Raw genomic sequence first — 18,326 nt, 5'->3', positions numbered from 1 at the left:
CGGCGCGGCGGCCGCCGGATCAGAAGGAGATACGTCCTTCGACCCCGATCACTCGCGGCTGGCTGTAGCGGTTGATCGTCGGCGCCTGCGCGACATAGTAGACCTTGTCGAAGAGGTTGTTCGCGAAGGCGCTGATGCTCACCTTCCCGAACTCGACCCCGACGCGCAGGTTGACGAGCACATAGTCGTCGAGGTCGACCGAGGTCGCGGTCAGTTCCTGCTTCCCGCCCCATTGGCCGCTGACCAGGATGTTGCCGGTCAGCGAAACATTTTTCGCGACCGGGGCGCGCAGGTTGAGGTTCGCCGAAGCGAGCCAGTCGGGCACCTGCGCGAGGTCGAGCCCGTCGTAACGCCCGCTCTTCACCTTGCCGCCCTGCCGCGACCCGCTCAGCGCCAGACGCCCGCTGCCTTGGCCAAGGTCGAAGCCCTGGCTGTATTCGGCTTCGACGCCCCAGCTCTTCGCATCGCCCGCGTTGGTGAGATAGCTCACCGCCGCGACCGGGCAGGTGGGGTTGGTCAGCGCGCAGCCGTCGTCGACCTGCGCGATCAGATCGTCGAGCTGGGTATAATAGCCCGCGACCGCAAAATAGCCGCGCCGCATCGGGCTACCCTTGAAACCGACCTCGTAGCTGGTGCTGTTTTCGTTGCCGAACAACACCTGCACCGGGCTCGGCGCGCGCGGGTCGGACAAGCGCGTGTTGAAGCCGCCAGCGCGATAGCTGCTCCCGACCTTGGAATAAGCGAGGATGTCGGGTGTCAGCTTGTACGACAGCGTCGCATTGTAGGAGAGATTGTCGGCGGTGATGCTGTCGTCGATGATCCGCGAGGGCCCGCCGGTCGGGAGCCCGGTGCCGAGATCATAGAGCCGCGCGCTGATGCTGCGGCTGTCGTGCGTATAGCGCAATTCGCCGGTGATATTGAGGCTGTCGGTCAGGTCGAAGCCGAGCGAACCATAGGCGGCATAGCTTTCGAAATGGAGCCGCGCGGGCGCGATATTGCCCGGCGACGGGTTGGCGAGCGTCGGCGTGCGCGTCGTCGTCACCGAAAAATCGCTGTCGAGGAGGAGCATTTCCGCCCCCACCAGCCAGGTCAGCCGGTCGTTCGATCCGCTGACATGGATATCCTGCGAGAAATTGTCGGTCGTATCGACCACATAGGACGCGCTGCCCGGGTCGAGCGGGGTCAGCGGCCCGACTTCGCCCGCGGCGCGCGCACGCGCCAGTTCGGCGGGGCTGACCGCATCATTGTCGAGATCATATTCGCTGTGTCGCTTGCGGAAGGAGGTCGTCGAGGTGAGGTCGGCTCCGCCAAGATCGACACGCACGATCGCCTGCAACCCGTCGACGTCCTGCGACGCCCGCGGCGCGGTGCTCCACGGATAACGGAAACGGTCCTGGATATAGCCGCCCGGAAAGCCCGGCGTGCCGGCCGGAATGAAGATCTGATAATGGATCGACGGCGTCGTCAGCCGCTGCGTCTCGGCCATGATCACCGCGTCGACCGGTCCGCGCTTCAGGCGGATCTGCCCGCGCAGGCCATGCCCCTTCTGCCGGTCGAAATAGACGTCGTTGTCGGGGTTGTAGAAAAAGCCCTTGTCCTGTTCGACCAGATCGCCGCTGATCCGCGCCGCGATCCCGTCGCCCAGCGGCACATTCACCGCGCCCTGCAATTGCAGGCTGTTGTTCTCGAACCCGTATCGCACGCTGGCCCAACCCGACAGGTCGAATTCGGGCTCGGCCGATATGATGTTGATCGCGCCGCCGACCGCGTTGCGGCCGTAGAGCGCACCCTGCGTCCCGCGCAGCACCTCGACGCGGCCGATGTCGAGCATATCGAGGCGCGTGAAGTTGCGCCCGCCGACCGGACCGCCCGCGATATAGGCGCCGTTGCGATAGAGGCCGACGCTCGGGTCACCGTTGGTCGCGCGCGCCGTCGACGACGCGCGGATCGAAATTTCGGACGTGATCGACGAGCTGAGATTGTTGAAGCGCACGCTCGGCTGGTCGGCGAGGAGTTCGCCGCTTCCCGTCGCCCCGCCGCGATCGTTGAGCGCCGTCGCGTCGATCACCGATGCCGCGGTCGGCACATCGGACAGGCGTTCCTCGCGGCGCCGCGCGGTGACGACGATCGCGCCGTCATCGCCCGCTTCCGCCGCCGTATCGGCCGGAAGAGCCTCGGGAGCCCGATCTTGGGCGGAAGCGGGCGCGGCCGCCGCCACCCAGAGCGCGGCCGTACCGAAAAGAAGCTGCGCCTTGCGTCCCATAAATCCCTCCCATGTCGTTATTGCAATTATTATCGATAATTTTGTGCATATGGCGACGCGAGTCAAGCCGGAAACATCGCCCTCGCGGCGACGCCGGTCAGCGGCGGACGGGAATGATGGCGGTGAGGAAGTCGCGAACCGCTTGCGCCGTAGCGGCAAGCGGCGCGGGCGCGACGACCGAAAGATTGTCGGTCGGCGCGTGATGATGGCGGTGCGCGCCGAAAATTCCGGCATGATGCGGATAGCCGGCCTTGACCACTTCGGAGAGTTCGCCCGCGACCCCTTCGGTCGAGGGATAAGCCATCTCCAGTCCCGGCAACCCCCTGAAATCCGACCGGGCGCGATCGACAAAGGCGGCCGAGGTCATCAGGAAGCGGAAGGGATCGGCGCTCGGCAACGGCAACAGGCGCCCGGGCATGTCCTGATAGTCGCGCGTCGCGACATTGGCGCCGAGATGCAGCCAGAGATCGGTGTCGGCAGGCGGCGGCCCGACCTTTTCGACGATATGGCTGGCACCCAGATTTTCATATTCATGCCCGCTGTTGCAGACGAAGAGCAGGCTATGATCGGGGAAGGCGCGCGGCATCCATTCGGCGAGCGCGAGCCAGATCGCGAAACCCGGCCCGCGTTCGCCCGCGCAATCGGTCCAGCCCGAGCGCGGGGTCGAGACCACGAGCCAGCGGCGCCCCTTGCGCACGCGCCGCGCCACGACATTCTCCGCGACGCGCGAACCGCCCTTCCCGCGCAGCACCAGCATCGCCGGCTGCCCCTGCCGCGCCGCTTCGATGACGGGCGCCGCAAGGCGCGGCGCCAGCAGCGCCAACGGATTGTCCGACAGCGGCGCATCGGCCGGCGCATTGAGGAGCAGCGCCTCGCCGGTGGGCCCTGTGGTCACAAGGATGACCGCGGCCGCGCCCCGCGCCAGCGCATCGGCCAGCGGATCGCGCACCGCCCGGTCGAGCAGGCTCGACCAGCGGCGATACGGCAGCCGCACCACCGCGATCGCGCCATCGAGCCGATCGCTGACCTCCGCAAGCCGCAGCGGCGCCCCGATCCCGCCCACGCCCGTCGGCACGGCGAGCGGCTGCGCCATCAGGGGGATTTTCCGATCGCCGAGCGCCAATTCGCATGTCGCCGCTTCGAACCAGGGCACGTCGAACGACTGGCGCTCGACCGCAAAGCCCGCCGCAGCAAGCCGCCGCGCAGCCCAGTCGGCGGCCCAGCGATCGCCCGCCCCGCCCGACTGCTTATTGCCCGCTTCGGCGTAGGCCTTCACATCGGCGAAAAGCCGTTCGGCCGCGAATATGGCATCATCGCCCCCAGCGGCGAAGGCGGGAGCAGCCTGAAAAGCGATCGGCGCCGCAAGCCCTGCCTTCAGCAGGCTCCGCCGGCCGGCATAACCCCGCGTCACGACGCGCGGGCGCGGCGACGGCCAGGCTTTGCCTTGGTCCGCCGTGCCTTATATTCCGCCAGCGCCTCGGCGAAATTCTGTTGCGATGTGGCAATCAGGTCGCGCGCGACGCGGTCGGCGTCGTCGGGTTCGCGCGCGACGATATGCCGGCAAAGCTGCTCATAGAGCACCGCCGACCGGCGGCCGACCTCGCCCTCGCCGTGCGTCGCGACAAACTCGTCGGTGTAGACATTGTGCTGCCAGCGCGCGAGCAGCGCCAGCCGGTCGAGCAACTCGAGCGCCATCGGCGCATTCGATCGCTTGGCGATGAATCGCCCGATCCGGTTCGAGACCCTGAGATGCTCGGCGGAATTGGTGGTTCGTTCGGTCACATCCTTATATTCGATCAGCCGGTGCATCAGCTCGCGCCCGTCGCGGTCGCTCATCGCCGTGCACGCGAGGCGGCAAACGACCCCGAAGAGCGCTTTCCACAGCTCGTAGATCTCATCCGCCCCATGGTCGTCGACGTCGATCGCATAAGCGCCGCGCCAGGGCACGACCTTGACCAGCCCGATGCTCGCGAGATGCCGAAAGGCTTCGCGAACGGGTGCGTGACTGACTCCAAAGCGCGCCGCAATCTCACGCTCGCGCAGCCACGATCCCGGCGGAATCCGCCATTCGACGATGTCGTCGGTCAGCAACCGTGCGATAACCCGGTCCTGTGTCGGCGCCTGCTCGTCGTCGGTCTTCGTCGCGGCCATTTCCACCCGTTCGGCTCCCTGTCTGCCGGTGCCATCCTAGATCGGGAAAACACGGGAGCAAACGATCATTGAAGTTCGGAATATTATCGATAATAATGATAAAAACAAGCATCGGAATCAGGAGCCGGATTTGAAACGCATTGCCCCCCTTCTCCTGCTCGCGGGCTGCGCAGCAGCCCCGGCGGTGCAGGCCGCCCCCGCTCCCGGCTGTGCCGCGGCGCTGGCCTATTCGTCGGCGCATCAAGGCGTCGCCGTGCTCGTCCTCGAGGACGGGAAGGTCCGCTGCTCCTCCGATGGCGTCTCGACACCGCAGGAACTCTGGTCGGGGACCAAGAGCCTGGTGGGCCTGATGGCGGCAGCGGCGGTCCAGGACAGGCTGCTCACGCTCGACGAACCTGCGTCGGCCACGCTCGCCGAATGGCGCGAGGACCCAAAAAAGGCCGCGATCACGATCCGGCAATTGCTGGCGATGACCAGTGGACAGGCGTCGACCGTCGGTCGGCCACGGGGTTATCTCGACTCGGTGAACGCCCCGCTCGCCGCCGATCCCGGCACGAAATTCCAATATGGCCCCGCGCCGATGCAGATAATCGGCGAGATTATACGCCGCAAGCTGGCCGCCGCAAGCCTTGATGCCGATCCGCGCCGCTATCTCGAGCGCCGCATCCTGACCCCGGTCGGAGTGACGATCGGCGATTGGCGCAATGGACCGGATGGCGCGCCTCTGATGCCGCAGGGGCTGGTACTCGCCGCAGAGCAATGGGCAAAAGTCGGCGAATTCGTGCGCCGCGGCGGCACGCAGGACGGCAAGGCGCTTGTCGATCCCGCGGCCTTGGCCGAGTTGTTCAAAGGAAGCGATGCCAACCCCGCCTATGGCCTGACCTGGTGGCTTCCGCGAGCGAGTCCCTCCGACGATCCTGTGACGCGCTCGACGGACATCGTTGCGCATGCGCCAACGCTCCCGGCCGACCTGGTCGTCGCGGCAGGCGCAGGCGACCAGCGCCTCTACGTCATCCCGTCACGGCGCCTGACGATCGTGCGGCAGGCGAGACTGGATATCGCAGCGCTTGCCGCCGGGAAAAAGAGTGGCTGGTCCGATACACATTTCCTGTCTTTCTTCCTCTCTCCGACCGGCGAATAATGGCCGTTTCCGGTCAGGCAGGTTCTAGGGCGAGAGTCCGAGAAGCGGACATTCGTGAGGTATGGTGGTCGATAGGTATCGCGACCTCGCTAAGTCACCACAATTTCCTGATATCGTATTTTGATGGCGGTCGAATACCCTCCCCTTATCAGAGGGGAGTAGGTTCGCGTTATCGTGAATTGATATGGGCTCGACGTGAAATCATAGTCTTCGTCTTTCCGTCCGAGCCGCCTCGATATCGTCGAAATCTGCTCTGCTGCCCCCAGAAAGATATCCGCGCACGAAGTAGTGATTTCTCTGGCGTTCAATCCGTCGCAGTCGATAGTGAATTTTTGGTTGCCCCGAACGTCTGACACTGTCGAATTTAGCGTGGCCAGCGCGCGCGCCGCATAATGGTCGTCTTCGCCGAAGGCCCAATAAATCTTCCGGTCAGCCAACCGCTCGCACGACTTCTGCCTGTTCGACCAGCTTCGGTCACCATCAGGACCGAGGTAGTGATACTGGACTGACACGCTGACTCCGATTGGCTGGAGGCGGCGCTCGCGAGTGCCATCCCATCTGCTGGAATATTGGAGCTGGACCACGTCGCGCTGGCATAGCCCCTCGACGGAGCCGGCGTATGGTTTAGTTGCTATCGCGGTTGGAGAAGATGGCCCGGTCAATATCGAGTTCAGATCGTCAAGCACCGACTCTCGTCTGCGCGTCTCCGACATCTTCTCGCGTTCGGGATGCACCGGAGCAATGCGCGTGGCGGCATGGATAGCGCCGGGAATAGCAATTGCCGTGACCATGAGCCCAAGACAGAGCGTCCGCATAAGGCCTCCTTACCCAATCCCATACGGGACATGAGGCAAAGCTCTTAAAAAACAACTGCTCCAGGTCTGGCCGTGACCTGCCGTGAAACGTTTAGGCAGCGTGTGGCCGATAGCAGCAGGTCCGCTATGCGGCGTTTAAGCTCAATAGTTGCCGCTTTAGTTGCCTGATCGAGATGTTGCCCACCAGAAATCGAGAACATGCATATGTTAGGGCGGGCTCGATGACGGCGTCAAAAGAGGGAAGAACAGCAAAAGATCGAAGGCCCTCATTGGTGTAACCAAGCTTTCAGTCGTATAGTTGACACTGATCGACTGCTTATCGTTCAGCCAACCCGCGGGGCCGCCGGACGCGGATCGGATGTCGAGTAGAAAGCGTTGCCCGCCAACACGCGCCAATGCACGCTCGATTGTTCCCGGTTCGCCCGCACCTTCGACGCGCGTCGGAGAGCTGGTCCCGACGATCAGGAGACCCTGCCCAAGCGAGTGCCGCAGATGAATCCCCATCGCCGCGGGAGCCAGTTCATAAACAGCCCATATCCCGCCGCGCGTATAGGCATTCATGATGTGGCCGTTGTGCGCAAAAACCAGGAGGCGCCCCGTTGGCCCTTCCTGGCCGAGCGCCCAGAGCGCATTGGCGGCCATCGCTTTGTCCCGCGCAGCGTCGGCGCGATAATCACCGGGAAGCAGGCGACCCGCGGGGTCGGGCACGTCCGACACATCGAACAGAACCTGAAGTTGCTGTGCCGCAACGACATTCTGCCGCGCCCAGTCATAATCCTCCCGCGATGACGCGGCGACGAGAGCGGGCCGCCTTGTATCGAAGAAGCGGAGCAATTGCGCGACCGACCGACGAAGCTCCGCGCGCTCGCGCTCCGTCAGCGCGCGATACGCCGGCGCCGAGAAGCGCCCCAGAAAGGGCTCGATATTCTCGCGCAGGGGCGCCGACCTCGTGGGCTCCGCCCGGGCCAGATAGTCGAGAGCCTCGTCGAGCGTGACCCGCGCACGCGCCCATGCTCCGTCCGCATCGCCGCCGCTCACGTCGATGCCGTAGATCGCGACCTTTCGGTCGTGCGCGGAGTCGAGATTATAGGCGCGAATCCATTCGAGCAGCTCGATATTCTCTGGGTAGCGCCAAAAGCCCCAAGTAAATCCGTTCCGCGCAATCTCGCGCGCATCGCCTGCGCCCCCTGCCGCATAATCGTGCAGCCGCCGCGATTCATGGAGGCCCGATTCCAGCGCGATCGCAGTGAAGCCCTGTTCCTCGACGAGATAGCGGAAGAGGCAGTTCCGCAGCGTCAGCGGCTCGTGCGCGCCGTGCACCGGTTCCCCGAGCGCGACGACGCGCGCTCTGCCGAGCGACGCGGCGATCGCACGATAGTCCGCGCCTTCCCGGATGGACGCGCACGCCGGCAGCGGAACCGCCTGCGCCTTCGCCCAAGCGATGAAGGCCGCGTCGTATGGCGCGGCAACAGCAGCGGCCGATAGCGTCGAGAGCAACGCCGCAAGCGCCACACCGATCCGGCAAAGCACCGTCACGGCAGTTCGATGCGGTACAGGGGCACCCCGTTCAGGAGAAGCCGCTGGGCCTTTCCTTCGGCAACCGTGTCGAACTGCAGCCGTTCGGGCGCGTAAGCCGGGGTTTCGAAGCGAAAATGCCCGGCCCCATCTTCAGCGAGCGGCAGGGGGAGACTGGAATCGGCGTAAGACAGCACGAGCTTCGCGCCGCGCGCATAGATGCGTACGCTCGGCCCCTCCTCGCCATGCGCGCTGTATCGGCCGACAAGCGGCCCATAGGAAGCCGGCGCCATCGGCGCCCGGGGCGCATCCGCGCGGACAAAGGTCGCATCCCCCGCAACCACCTCCGACACCGCGCCCGATGCATCGCGAAAGAAGAGAAAGGCCCGCGGCCCCGCAGGGGTCAGATGGGCGCCCCATCCTTCCCGTCCGATCCGCGCAAGAGGCAAAACCTTCCCGCCGTCGTCCATGAGCAGATCACCCGATGGCCCGGGCCGAAACTCCAGCGCCTTGCCGCCGGGGCCGACGAAATGGCCGACAAAGCTCTCGACTCCGCGCCATGTGAGATCGGGCACGGGTTTCGGCGCGGCACCGAACAGCCGCGCGACGATCCGCTCGCGAAGCACCCTGTCTGCAGGTCCGTTGCCGAGAATGACGATCCCCAGCCCCTGCTCCAGATGAACGGCGAAATAGGCCTGGAAGCCCGCGATCGAGCCGGTGTGGGAAAGCATCTCCCCATGCTCGGCGATCTCGAAACCATAGCCATAGTCGTCGCGAACCGGCGTGATCATGCGCGAGAAGGCGCGATCGGACAGCAGCCGCCCCTTCGGCGTCCCGCCCCGCGCCAGCAGCATCCGGGCATATGCGGTCATGTCGGGCGCGTTCGAGACTATCGCGCCATCGGCCGCGATATACTCGAACCATGGCGCGACGACGAGATCGCCATCGGGCGCGCGCTCGTAGCTTGTCGCCATCTGCCGGCGCTGCCGGTCGTCGATCTGTGGGGCGGTCGCCGTCATGCCGAGCGGATTGAGGATGCGCTGCTGCACAATCATCGGGAACGGCCGCCCGTCGACCGCCTCCGCCGCATAGCCCAGCAATTGATAACCCGAATTGGAATACCAGAAATGCTCCCCCGGCGCGTAGCGGGGCTCGAAGCCGGAAAGCGCGGTGACGAGGAAGCGCATCGACGCGACATTGGCGAGATAATTGGGGAGGCCCGACGTGTGCGACATCAGCGACGCGCCGGTAATCGGCGCATAGCGGCTGCGCACATGAAAATCGGGGAGATAGCGCGCGATGGGCGCATCGGGGTCGAAGCGCCCCTCGTCCGCCATCTGCATCAGCGCGACCGCCGCAAACGACTTGGAGAGCGACCCGATCGCGAAGTGCGTATCGACGGTCGCGGGGACGTGTCGGTCGATGTCGGAATAGCCATGGGCGGCGACCATGATTGTCCGGTCACGATCGGTGATCGCGACTACGAGCGCGGTGTCGCCCGAAGCGCCCTCGACCATTGCCCGGATATCGGCAAGTACCGCTTCGCGATCCGCGCCGCCACCTTCCCGTGCCGCCGTCGGCGCGATTGTCCCGATCGCAAATGCGAGAAGAAGGAGAAACAGCCGGGTCATGCGAGGCACGCGTCGACGAGACGGTCGAAAGCCGGGCCGCCGCGCATCGGATCGGCGACCACGATGTTCCACGCGCGCGCCAGTTCGGACATCGCCGCCTCCGCTTCCTCGGCGCCCAGACCCGTGGTATTGAGCGAGACGCCCGCGCAGCGGACGCCGGGGTTGGTAAGCTCTGCCTGCTGCAGGGTAACCTCGATCGCGCGGCCGATCGGCGGCAGCGGAAAGTCGGGCAGCCCGACGATCCGTTCGCGGCCATGGGCGTGACAAAGCACCAGAACGTCGGGCTGCGACCCATGGAGGAGGCCTAGCGATACGCCAGCATAGGAGGGGTGAAAGAGCGACCCCTGCCCCTCGATCACATCCCAATGCGCCGGATCGGCATCAGGACTCAGCAACTCGGCAGCGCCCGCGACGAAATCGCTGACGACCGAATCGATGGGAATGCCTCGCCCTGCGATCATGATGCCCGTCTGGCCCGTCGCCCGGAAATCCGTGTCGATCCCGCGCGCGCGGAAGGCGTCGGCCAATGCCAGCGCCGTATATTTCTTTCCAAGCGCGCAGTCGGTGCCGACGGTCAGCAGCCGCTTGCCGCTTCGTCGCCGGCCGGTCGCGATCGGCAAGACGGCAGGCGGTGTCCGTACGTCGATCAGACGGCGCCCGTGGGCCTCCGCGGCCTGTCGGAGCCGCCTGTTCTCGCCGAGCCGGTCGTGCGCGCCGCTGATGATGTCGAGTCCGGCTTCGAGGGCATCGACCAGGTCGGGGATCCAGGCATCGCGTATCGCACCGCCGATCGACGCCGCGGATAGGACGAGCGCCCGCGCGCCGGCGGCATGGGCCGCACGCGGCTTCATGACCGGAAGGCCGAGCGTGGCCGCCGCGCCCGCGCATTTATGCTCGCCAATACAGAGCCGTGGCGCCCAGTCGCGAAGGCCGAGGCCCGTCTTCAGAAAGGTGGCGTCCGCCGCATCGCCGAGGAAAAGCAGATAGGGGCCGGGAAGGTCGAGACCTTCGGGCCCGGTGGTTGGCACAGCCATGGGATGATCGATCGCCATGCTCATCAATTATACTTCGAATATATGGGCCGCCCCGGATTGACGCGTTCGACGAGCGCCCCGTCATCGACGATGAGAACGCCATTCACCATCACATAGCGAAAGCCGTCGGAATAATGGGCGGCATCGCCATAGGTCGCGCGCGTCCCCACCGTGCGCGGATCGAACAGCACGATATCGGCGTCCATGCCCGGCTGGAGCCGGCCCTTGCGCTTCATGGCCGGAACGAAAGCTTGGAGCCGCTGAGCAGGCATCAATGTGATCTTGCGCAGCGCCTCCGCCAGATCGAGCGTTCGCGCTTCGCGGACATAGTGACCGAGCAGGCGCGCGAACGTGCCTGCCGAACGCGGATGCCCGTTCGGCCCCTCGATCCGCCCCCCGTCGCTCGCAACGAGCACCGAGGGGTTCTGAAGCAGCGCGGCGATTGTCGCTTCGCTGTTCATATGCATGATGACCCCGTCATCGCCTGTGCCGGCGCGCAGCGCGTCGAACTCGGCCTGCGTCAGCCGTCGGCCCGTGCTGCGCGATTGCAGATCGCCGACGCCGACGCCCCAGCGCTGTTCCCAACCCGGATCGAAGAAGTGGCTGCGCACTGCATCGACCGATCCGCCCCAGGGATAGGTTTCGGTCGTGATATCGACGCCGCGCGCGCGCGCATCGCGAATGAGCGCGGTCATGAAGGGCGCATCGCGCATGGCCATGCTGTTAATATGCGCCACATGGACGCAAGCGCCTGTCACGGCGGCGTTCGCGATACTCTCCTGCACCGCCTCGAGCGCGCTGCCCGGTTCTACCAGGCTGCCGTAACGAATATGCGTGAACAGGCAGGTGGCGGTTTTCGCGGCAACCGCCGTGACATCGAGCATCTCGCGCCGCGTTATCCCCGGTGCATATTGGGTGCCGCTGCCGATTCCGATCGCCCCCTCGCGTACCCCTTGTTCGAGCAGCGCGTCCAGCCGCTTTGCCGCGGCGTTGGACAGCGGCGCGTCGGCTTCGTTTGCGTCGAATTTCTCCATCGGGTCGCGCAGCGCCGCGAGCCCTGCATCACCCTCCCCCTTCTGGATGAAATAGCGCAGCGCCGTGTGCCCGGCGCTGGTGCCATAGTTCAGGAGTTCGCGTCCTCGCTTCGCCTCGTACCAGGTCGGTACCGGCCAGGTCCCGATCTCGAGTTCGAGCCGGGTCGTCACCCCGTCCTTTGCCTGATAGCGCGCCGCGTCGCGCGTGGTCGCATGCGAATGTATGTCGATGAAGCCCGGCGCCGCGACGAGCCCGCGCGCGTCGATCACCCGCCTGCCCTTCAGCGGCGCCTCGCTGACCGCCGCGATCCGGTCGCCGTCGACCGCGATATTGCGCACCGCATCGAGCCCCGTTTCCGGGTCGATCGCGCGGGCTCCCGTATAAACGATGTCGTGCACCGGCCCGGCCTGCGACGCTGCGGCAGAAAGGTTCGCCGCCAGCGCGGCCGCGGCCAGCAGCAGCGCAGCAGCGCGCGCCGGCCGCACCATCGTCAAGATTCGCCTCTCAAACACCACGCCTGGCACGAGCTCAGAAATTCGCGCGCAGCGAAACCGTGACGCTGCGCGGTTCGCCGACGACATTGCCGTAGAATAGCGTCTGATAATTGTTCACGAAATAATGCTTGTCGAAGACATTCTTGACGTTGATCTGGGCACGGAAACGCCCGAAGTCATAACCTGCCGAGACATCGACCAGCGTATAGGACGGCAGATCCCGCGTCGCACGGTCGATATCCGTCTTCACCGAATCGACGTAGCGGATACCGCCGCCAACAAAGGCATCGCCGAATTCATAACTGGTATAGATGCTCGCCGAGCTCTTCGGCAGGAAGGCGATGGTCTTGCCGATCAGCATGGGATCGTCGTCGCGCCGGATCGTCGGGTCGAGGATGGCGAGTCCTGCGTTGACCTGCCACCCCTTCGCAATTTCACCCACCGCCTGGAGTTCGAGCCCGCGATGGCGCACCTCGCCGATGGGCGCGTAGCGGTCGATAAGATCGATGGTCTGGTCATAGCGGGCTTGGTTCGACTGCCGAACGTCAAACAGCGCGCCGGTAAGAAGCAGGCGGCGATCGGACGACACATATTTAAAGCCGACCTCATATTGTTCGCCGGTGAGCGGCGGCAGGACCCCGCCCGCAGCGTCGATGAAAAGCTGCGGCTGAAAGGATTCGCTGTAGGACGCATAGAAGTTGAGGCCGCGCACCGGCTCCAGCGTCGCTGCGAGACGGAGGCTCGTCTGGCTGTCTCCGCTGAAATCCTGCCAGGGGCCGGTACCCGACTGCTTACTGACATCGGGCTTGGCCCAGGAGAGTCCCGCAAGCAGGGTCAGCGGCTCGGCGACCTTGATGTTCGCCTGCGTCGACAGCGTGAAATAGCGCAGACGGCGGTTCAGGCTGTAATCGAAGATGCCCGGATAGGTGCGCGTGTTGAAAAGCGCCTCGATCGCATCGACGCCATCGAAGATATTTCCGACGTCGCCCTGCGGCGTATTGGGAATCGTGCCTGCCTGTTTCGTGTCGTAGCTCTGGTAATTAGCGGCAACCGTCACGAAGCTGTCGGTCAGCCCCATATCGTCGAACTTGTAGACGGTCGAGAGACCCGCACTGAATGCCTGCGTGACGCTTTTCGTGATATTGTTGATCGCGATGAAGAAGTCGCCGCTGGGCTGGAGATCATAGGCATAGCCGCTTTCTCCGGTCGTGTTCGAGCGGAGGTAATTGACCTTGAGGCTGACCGACAGCGCCGACGAAGCCTCCCAGTCGAGCCCGCCGTTCACGCGCACCACCGGCGTCACGAGGTCGAAATCGCCCGACCCGATGAAGAAGGAGCGGTCGACCGGCGCCGGCGAGCCGTCGGACAATGTCGGGATGCCGTCGAACGAAGTGCGCCGGTAGCGCTCGTAACCGCCATGGACATAGCCGGTGAGACCCGGTGACAACTCCGCATCGATCCCCCCATACAGAACCGTCTTCGCCGAATCGACGCGCTGCATGAAGCTGCCCGCTTCCTCATGGACGCCGACCGCGATCAGATTGACCGCTCCCGCCGTGTCAAGCGAGGTCGCGACCTGTCCTTCGACCCGCCAACGATCCCAAGACCCGCCGAGCAGTTCGATATACGAGGGCGTGTCGGGCTTCGCGCCTTTCGTGACCTGGTTGATGATGCCGCCCGGATTGGCCGCGCCGTAAACCACCGAGGTCGGCCCCTTGACGATCTCGAGCCGTTCGAGGGTCGCGAAATCGGGTTCGTAATCCAGCGCCCCGACGTTCAGCCCGTCGATCGCGTTGCCAGCCGCGAAGCCGCGCAGCTTGACAATCGACGACGTGCCCCCGGGATTGCCGTCGAACAGCGCCCCCGGCGTATATTGTGCGACATCGCCCAGCGATTTCGCATCGGTCGCATCGAGGAAATCCTTGCTGACGAGACTGATCGACTGGGGGACCTTTTCCAATGGAACCGGAAGACCCGTCGTCCCGCTCGTATCCTCGCTAAGGTAACGATAGCCCGTCACGACGATAGCATCGCCCTCGCCTCCAGCTGCCTCTTGCGCGGCGGCGACGGACGGGACCAAGGCAAGGATCGCGGCGGCGGTCCCGGCACGGAACGGGTGAAGCGCCGCGCGACTGCGCTGGTGGGAGTCAAAGCTTTCTCGGTTCATCGTCATCTCACACACCCCCTGGATCGATAAGCCCGGATCGAAGCGCCCTTTGCGCTCGCAAGGCCGGAGAACGACAGAATTAACTCTCGTTGACATATTTCTGTCAATTGATAGTTTTGAACATATTTCTGACATTAATAACCGGAAGCTGACAGGAGGAGAGGCGCATGGCAGGCAAGCAGGAACGAGCTGCGAGACAGGAGGCACCGGCCATCCCCAATGTGCCGCTCCTCCAGCGCCTTCAGGCCGAACTCGAAACATATTCGACGGCGGACCGGGCGATCGCCGCCTATATTCTACGCCATTATCCCACACTCGCCTTCGAGACCGCGATGACGCTCGCGGTGAAAGTGGGGGTCAGCGAGATCACGATCGGACGCTTCACCCGCAAGCTCGGCTATCGCAACTTTAAGACGATGAAGAACGAACTGAAGGATGGCAGCGAGGAAGGTTTTCCCTGGCTGGTTGGCGACCAGCTCCAGCATTTCGTGGATAGCCCCGGCCTTCCGGAGGAAGCAGATGAATCGATGCAGCGTGAGATGAAATCGCTGCTAGCGGTCTATCGTCTTGCCGAAATGCCGCAATGGGAGGACGCCGCCAATCTGCTCGCGACAGCGAAGACCGTTCATATCGCGGGATTTCAGACCGAGCGCGGCATCGCGATGCTCCTCGCCAACCATCTGCAATTCATGCGCGACGGCGTCCGCCTCGTCGATCTGACCGCTGGCAATTACGCCGATGTCTTTGCGACTGACGAGGAAGACCGCTGCCTCGTCGTGATCGATATCCGCCGCTATTCGCGCCAGTCCTATCTTATCGCCGAGCACGCGAGTCAGCTTGGCATCCCGCTGATCGTTCTCACCGATCTCTTCTGCGACTGGGCGCCGCGTTTCACCCCACACGTCCTTGCCGTGCCAACGCAGACCGGCATGTTCTGGAGTTCGCCGGTAGCGCTTGTCTGCGCCATCAACCTGATGGTGAATAGCGTCATCAAAAAGATCGGCACGAAAGTCGAGGCTCGCCTCGAAACACTCACGCGCCTCCACCAGACCTTCACGGGCTACGCCGGACACCAGCCTCCGCGCCCGAAAATGTCGGGTTGATGCGAGAGCGCAATGACAGTTTTTTGTCATTAAAAATCATAGACAGAAAATATTCATGCGACTAGCCGAATCGCATGTCTGTCATGCCACCCCCTTCTTCGGCGGAGTCTCTCGACATCGACGGCGCCCTCGCCCGCCTCGAAATTTGTGCGCCGCGCGTCGATGTCGCCATCGTCCGACACAAGCTCGCCGAACCCTTCCATATCGCCGGCCAGCGCTTTGACGACATCGAAACAGTCGTGCTGCGGCTCGAAGCCGACGGTCACGTGGGTGAAGCGGAAGCGGCCGGCGTATTCTATCGGCAGGATATGCCGCAAGGCATTGCGGCCGCGCTGACCGATGCGACCGCGACGATCGCAGGGGGCGTCCGCCATGCCGACGCCGCCCGGATTTTCCCTGCCGGCGGGGCGCGTAACGCCTTAGATTGCGCGCTCTGGGATCTCCATGCAAAGCGCATGGGCCAACCCGTCTGGCAATTGCTCGATATGGCGCCGCCCCGCGCTTTGCTCACCACCTTTACGATCGGCAACGCGCCACCCGATGCGATGGCAGCGAAAGCGGAACATTATGCGGATGCCCGCGCGATCAAGGTAAAGCTCGTCGGTGACGAAAAGGATGGCGCGCGGGTCGCGGCCGTGCGCGCCGCGCGCCCGGACGTCTGGCTGGCCGTCGATGCCAACCGGAGCCTCACGCCGACCAGCCTCGCCCGCCTTATGCCGGCATGCCGGGCGGCGGACGTAAGGCTGATCGAGCAGCCGTTCGCGCCTGGCTCCGATGCGCTGCTTGCCGATCAGGCATTATCGACCCCGGTGGCCGCGGACGAGAGCATACAGACGGTCGCCGATCTTGATCGCCTTTACCGATTCTACCAAACCGTCAACATCAAGCTCGACAAGTGCGGCGGCCTTACCGATGCGCTTCGCCTCGTGCAGCGGACCCGTTCGCTCGGGCTCGACGTCATGGTCGGCAACATGCTCGGAACGTCGCTGGCGATGGCTCCGGCCTGGCTCGTCGGCCAATATTGCAGCATCGTCGACCTTGATGGCCCGATCTTTCTTGCCGCCGACCGGATGCCCGCAGCGCATTACGAAGGCGGCCACATCACATGCCCCGACCTCGTCTGGGGCGGCGCATCCCGAAGCGAGGAAAATCCATGACCCTGAACCGATTGATTGCGGGCGTCGTGGCGCTCGTCTTGCCGGCCTACGCCGTTGCGCAGTCCGGAACGGCCCAGGATGTTTCGCGCTCCGTTCGATGGTGGGACGATGTGAAAGCGATCGGAAGCGATGCCAACGAAGGCCGCGGGACCGGCACGACGGGCCATCTTCGCGCGGTCGGCTATGTCGAGCGCCGGTTCCGCGAGATCGGCCTTGCGCCCGCGGGTGCACAGGCGAGCTACCGTCAGACGGTTCCGCTCGAAGAACAGACGATCGACCATTCGGCTTCCAGCGTGTCGCTGATCGACCAATCGGGAACGAAACAGCCCTTGGCGCTCGATCGCGACATGATCATCTCCGCATACGGCGGCCCCCGCGCGGCGGCGACCGAAGCGCCGCTGGTGTTCATCGGTTACGGCATGCATCTGCCCGCGTTCGGACACGACGATTTTGCCGGCGTCGATCTGCGCGGCAAGATCGCGGTCGCGATCAGCGGTGGCCCGCCGAATATTCCTGCCCCGATCAAGGCCAACCAGCGCAAGGAGCGCTTGCGGCTGCTGGGGCGATCCGGCGCCGCCGGTCTCATCATGCTGACGTCGCCAAACATGGTCGAGATACCCTGGAGCCGCCAGCTCCTGCTCGCGCGCCAAAGCCAGATGTATTTGTCCGATCGCAGCCTTCGCGACATTCCCGATGGCTTTTTTCTGGCAAGCATGGCTCCTGACTCCAGCGAGGCGCTGTTCGCAGGATCGGGTCACGACTTTGCGTCGCTCGCCACCGCCGCTGATACATCGGCCCCGCTGCCCAAGTTCGAGCTCAGCTATAAACTCGGGGCCACCGTGACGGCGCGGCGCCGTCGGCTGACGTCCCCCAACCTCGTCGCCGTGCTGGCAGGAAGCGACCCGCGGCTTGCCCGGGAATATGTGATCCTCTCGGCACATCTCGACCATGTCGGCATCGGTCCCGAGGTCGACGGTGACGCTATCTACAATGGCGCGATCGACGATGGCTCGGGGGTCGCATCGGTGTTGGACATCGCCGCGCGGCTGGCGGCAGGCCCAAGGCCGAAACGGTCGATCCTTGTCCTCATCGTGACAGCAGAAGAGCCCGGACTGCTCGGTTCGACCTACTTCGCGCGGTTTCCCACGGTGCCGCGGCAAGGTCTTGTCGCGAACCTCAATTTCGATACGCTCCTGCCCCTATGGCCGCTGACCGAGATACTGGCGCAGGGCGACGGCGAGAGCAGTCTCGGCGACAATGCCCGAACCGTTGCCGCAAGACAGGGATTGCGTCTGGTTCCAGACCCCCTGCCCCACCGGAACAGTTTCGTGCGAACCGATCAATATAGTTTCGTGCGCGCAGGCATCCCGGCGCTTGCCCTCAAATTCGGCTTCACGCCCGGAAGCGAAGCGTTCAGGCTCGAACAGGCGTGGCGCGCCAACCGTTATCATGCCCCGAGCGATGATATCAACCAGCCCGGCATCATGCCTGTCGAAGCGATCAGGCTGGACGATTATGCCGTCGCGCTCGCTATCGATATCGCAAACGCCCCGTCCCGACCGCGCTGGACTAGCGACAGCATATTCGGCCCGCCAGCGACAGAAAAAGGCCAATGACAAAGCGCCAGACAGTTTGATTGACACCAATTCAGGCGACGCCTAGGGCGCGCCTTGCATCAAGAGTCGGGTCGACGCCCGACACCAACCTGCTCCCGAGCAAGGTGGTGCCCCTACGTGAACGGGGGATGTGGCCGGACCGGCAAAAAACGGGATGCCCAGCCGCACGCGCGTCGATCTGCCTCGATTTCGAAGGAAGGATTT

General features: G+C 64.4%; 13 protein-coding genes and 1 riboswitch. Of the genes, 4 read left to right on the top strand and 9 right to left on the bottom strand.

The genetic code is table 11. The features are described 5' to 3' along the window. Positions 1 to 19: 19 nt before the first annotated feature. The 3 genes from STE01S_RS15810 to STE01S_RS15800 form a co-directional block, all read right to left on the bottom strand. On the bottom strand, positions 20 to 2,263 hold the full coding sequence (locus tag STE01S_RS15810) for a TonB-dependent receptor (RefSeq protein WP_062769458.1): 2,244 nt from the start codon (positions 2,261 to 2,263) through the stop codon (positions 20 to 22). Positions 2,264 to 2,360: 97 nt separating this feature from the next. Beyond that, the gene (locus STE01S_RS20455; protein ID WP_011542778.1) at positions 2,361 to 3,674 is read right to left on the bottom strand and encodes a zinc-binding metallopeptidase family protein; all 1,314 of its coding nucleotides are present in this window, start codon (positions 3,672 to 3,674) and stop codon (positions 2,361 to 2,363) included. Beyond that, positions 3,671 to 4,414 carry a GntR family transcriptional regulator gene (locus STE01S_RS15800; protein ID WP_088474317.1) on the bottom strand — a complete coding sequence of 248 codons (744 nt, stop codon included), beginning with the start codon at positions 4,412 to 4,414 and terminating at the stop codon, positions 3,671 to 3,673. The genes STE01S_RS20455 and STE01S_RS15800 overlap by 4 nt, the downstream gene beginning before the upstream one ends. A gap of 130 nt (positions 4,415 to 4,544) precedes the next feature. Here STE01S_RS15800 and STE01S_RS15795 point away from each other — a divergent pair, with 130 nt between their 5' ends. Continuing rightward, the gene (locus STE01S_RS15795; RefSeq protein WP_011542780.1) at positions 4,545 to 5,555 is read left to right on the top strand and encodes a serine hydrolase domain-containing protein; all 1,011 of its coding nucleotides are present in this window, start codon (positions 4,545 to 4,547) and stop codon (positions 5,553 to 5,555) included. A gap of 89 nt (positions 5,556 to 5,644) precedes the next feature. On the opposite strand, the gene STE01S_RS15790 is transcribed toward STE01S_RS15795, so the two are convergent. The 6 genes from STE01S_RS15790 to STE01S_RS15765 all read right to left on the bottom strand — a co-directional run bounded on the left by STE01S_RS15790 (position 5,645) and on the right by STE01S_RS15765 (position 14,252). Continuing rightward, positions 5,645 to 6,370 (bottom strand): hypothetical protein, encoded by a 726-nt coding sequence (locus STE01S_RS15790; protein ID WP_062769452.1) that lies wholly within the window; start codon positions 6,368 to 6,370, stop codon positions 5,645 to 5,647. A gap of 207 nt (positions 6,371 to 6,577) precedes the next feature. Then, a complete protein-coding gene (locus STE01S_RS15785; protein WP_120694206.1) occupies positions 6,578 to 7,906 on the bottom strand; it encodes an erythromycin esterase family protein in 1,329 nt (442 codons plus the stop codon). Further along, positions 7,903 to 9,516, bottom strand: a complete 1,614-nt coding sequence (locus tag STE01S_RS15780) for a serine hydrolase domain-containing protein (RefSeq protein WP_062769449.1) — start codon at positions 9,514 to 9,516, stop codon at positions 7,903 to 7,905. Before STE01S_RS15780 ends, STE01S_RS15785 begins: the two co-directional genes overlap by 4 nt. Further along, positions 9,513 to 10,550, bottom strand: coding sequence for a DUF1611 domain-containing protein (locus tag STE01S_RS15775; RefSeq protein WP_062769506.1), 1,038 nt, complete (start codon positions 10,548 to 10,550; stop codon positions 9,513 to 9,515). Before STE01S_RS15775 ends, STE01S_RS15780 begins: the two co-directional genes overlap by 4 nt. A 23-nt stretch (positions 10,551 to 10,573) precedes the next feature. Beyond that, positions 10,574 to 12,073, bottom strand: coding sequence for an amidohydrolase family protein (locus STE01S_RS15770; RefSeq protein ID WP_255265979.1), 1,500 nt, complete (start codon positions 12,071 to 12,073; stop codon positions 10,574 to 10,576). 40 nt (positions 12,074 to 12,113) lie between these two features. Next, complete coding sequence (locus STE01S_RS15765) at positions 12,114 to 14,252, bottom strand: TonB-dependent siderophore receptor (RefSeq protein WP_082813369.1); 2,139 nt, start codon at positions 14,250 to 14,252, stop codon at positions 12,114 to 12,116. A gap of 161 nt (positions 14,253 to 14,413) precedes the next feature. Here STE01S_RS15765 and STE01S_RS15760 point away from each other — a divergent pair, with 161 nt between their 5' ends. From STE01S_RS15760 to STE01S_RS15750, 3 genes are all read left to right on the top strand, one after another. Further along, positions 14,414 to 15,349, top strand: coding sequence for a MurR/RpiR family transcriptional regulator (locus STE01S_RS15760; protein WP_062769446.1), 936 nt, complete (start codon positions 14,414 to 14,416; stop codon positions 15,347 to 15,349). A 74-nt stretch (positions 15,350 to 15,423) separates the two neighbouring features. Then, positions 15,424 to 16,506 carry a dipeptide epimerase gene (locus STE01S_RS15755; protein WP_255265977.1) on the top strand — a complete coding sequence of 361 codons (1,083 nt, stop codon included), beginning with the start codon at positions 15,424 to 15,426 and terminating at the stop codon, positions 16,504 to 16,506. Further along, complete coding sequence (locus STE01S_RS15750; protein ID WP_062769440.1) at positions 16,503 to 18,122, top strand: M28 family metallopeptidase; 1,620 nt, start codon at positions 16,503 to 16,505, stop codon at positions 18,120 to 18,122. The genes STE01S_RS15755 and STE01S_RS15750 overlap by 4 nt, the downstream gene beginning before the upstream one ends. 51 nt (positions 18,123 to 18,173) lie before the next feature. Continuing rightward, a riboswitch (SAM-I-IV-variant riboswitch) is annotated at positions 18,174 to 18,282 on the top strand. Positions 18,283 to 18,326: the final 44 nt, after the last annotated feature.

The sequence above is a fragment of the Sphingopyxis terrae subsp. terrae NBRC 15098 genome (assembly GCF_001598815.1).
Classification (GTDB): domain Bacteria; phylum Pseudomonadota; class Alphaproteobacteria; order Sphingomonadales; family Sphingomonadaceae; genus Sphingopyxis; species Sphingopyxis terrae.
The sequence above is the reverse complement of the archived record's forward strand: the minus strand, read 5'-3'. Positions and strand labels throughout refer to the sequence as shown.

Bases quoted from the DNA above. Each gene is read 5' to 3' on its own strand.
- STE01S_RS15765 (WP_082813369.1), bottom strand. From the start codon at position 14,252: ATGACGATGAACCGAGAAAGCTTTGACTCCCACCAGCGCAGTCGCGCG.
- STE01S_RS15780 (WP_062769449.1), bottom strand. From the start codon at position 9,516: ATGACCCGGCTGTTTCTCCTTCTTCTCGCATTTGCGATCGGGACAATC.
- STE01S_RS15755 (WP_255265977.1), top strand. From the start codon at position 15,424: ATGTCTGTCATGCCACCCCCTTCTTCGGCGGAGTCTCTCGACATCGAC.
- STE01S_RS15810 (WP_062769458.1), bottom strand. From the start codon at position 2,263: ATGGGACGCAAGGCGCAGCTTCTTTTCGGTACGGCCGCGCTCTGGGTG.
- STE01S_RS15750 (WP_062769440.1), top strand. From the start codon at position 16,503: ATGACCCTGAACCGATTGATTGCGGGCGTCGTGGCGCTCGTCTTGCCG.
- STE01S_RS15760 (WP_062769446.1), top strand. From the start codon at position 14,414: ATGGCAGGCAAGCAGGAACGAGCTGCGAGACAGGAGGCACCGGCCATC.
- STE01S_RS15800 (WP_088474317.1), bottom strand. From the start codon at position 4,414: ATGGCCGCGACGAAGACCGACGACGAGCAGGCGCCGACACAGGACCGG.
- STE01S_RS15770 (WP_255265979.1), bottom strand. From the start codon at position 12,073: ATGGTGCGGCCGGCGCGCGCTGCTGCGCTGCTGCTGGCCGCGGCCGCG.
- STE01S_RS15790 (WP_062769452.1), bottom strand. From the start codon at position 6,370: ATGCGGACGCTCTGTCTTGGGCTCATGGTCACGGCAATTGCTATTCCC.
- STE01S_RS15775 (WP_062769506.1), bottom strand. From the start codon at position 10,550: ATGGCTGTGCCAACCACCGGGCCCGAAGGTCTCGACCTTCCCGGCCCC.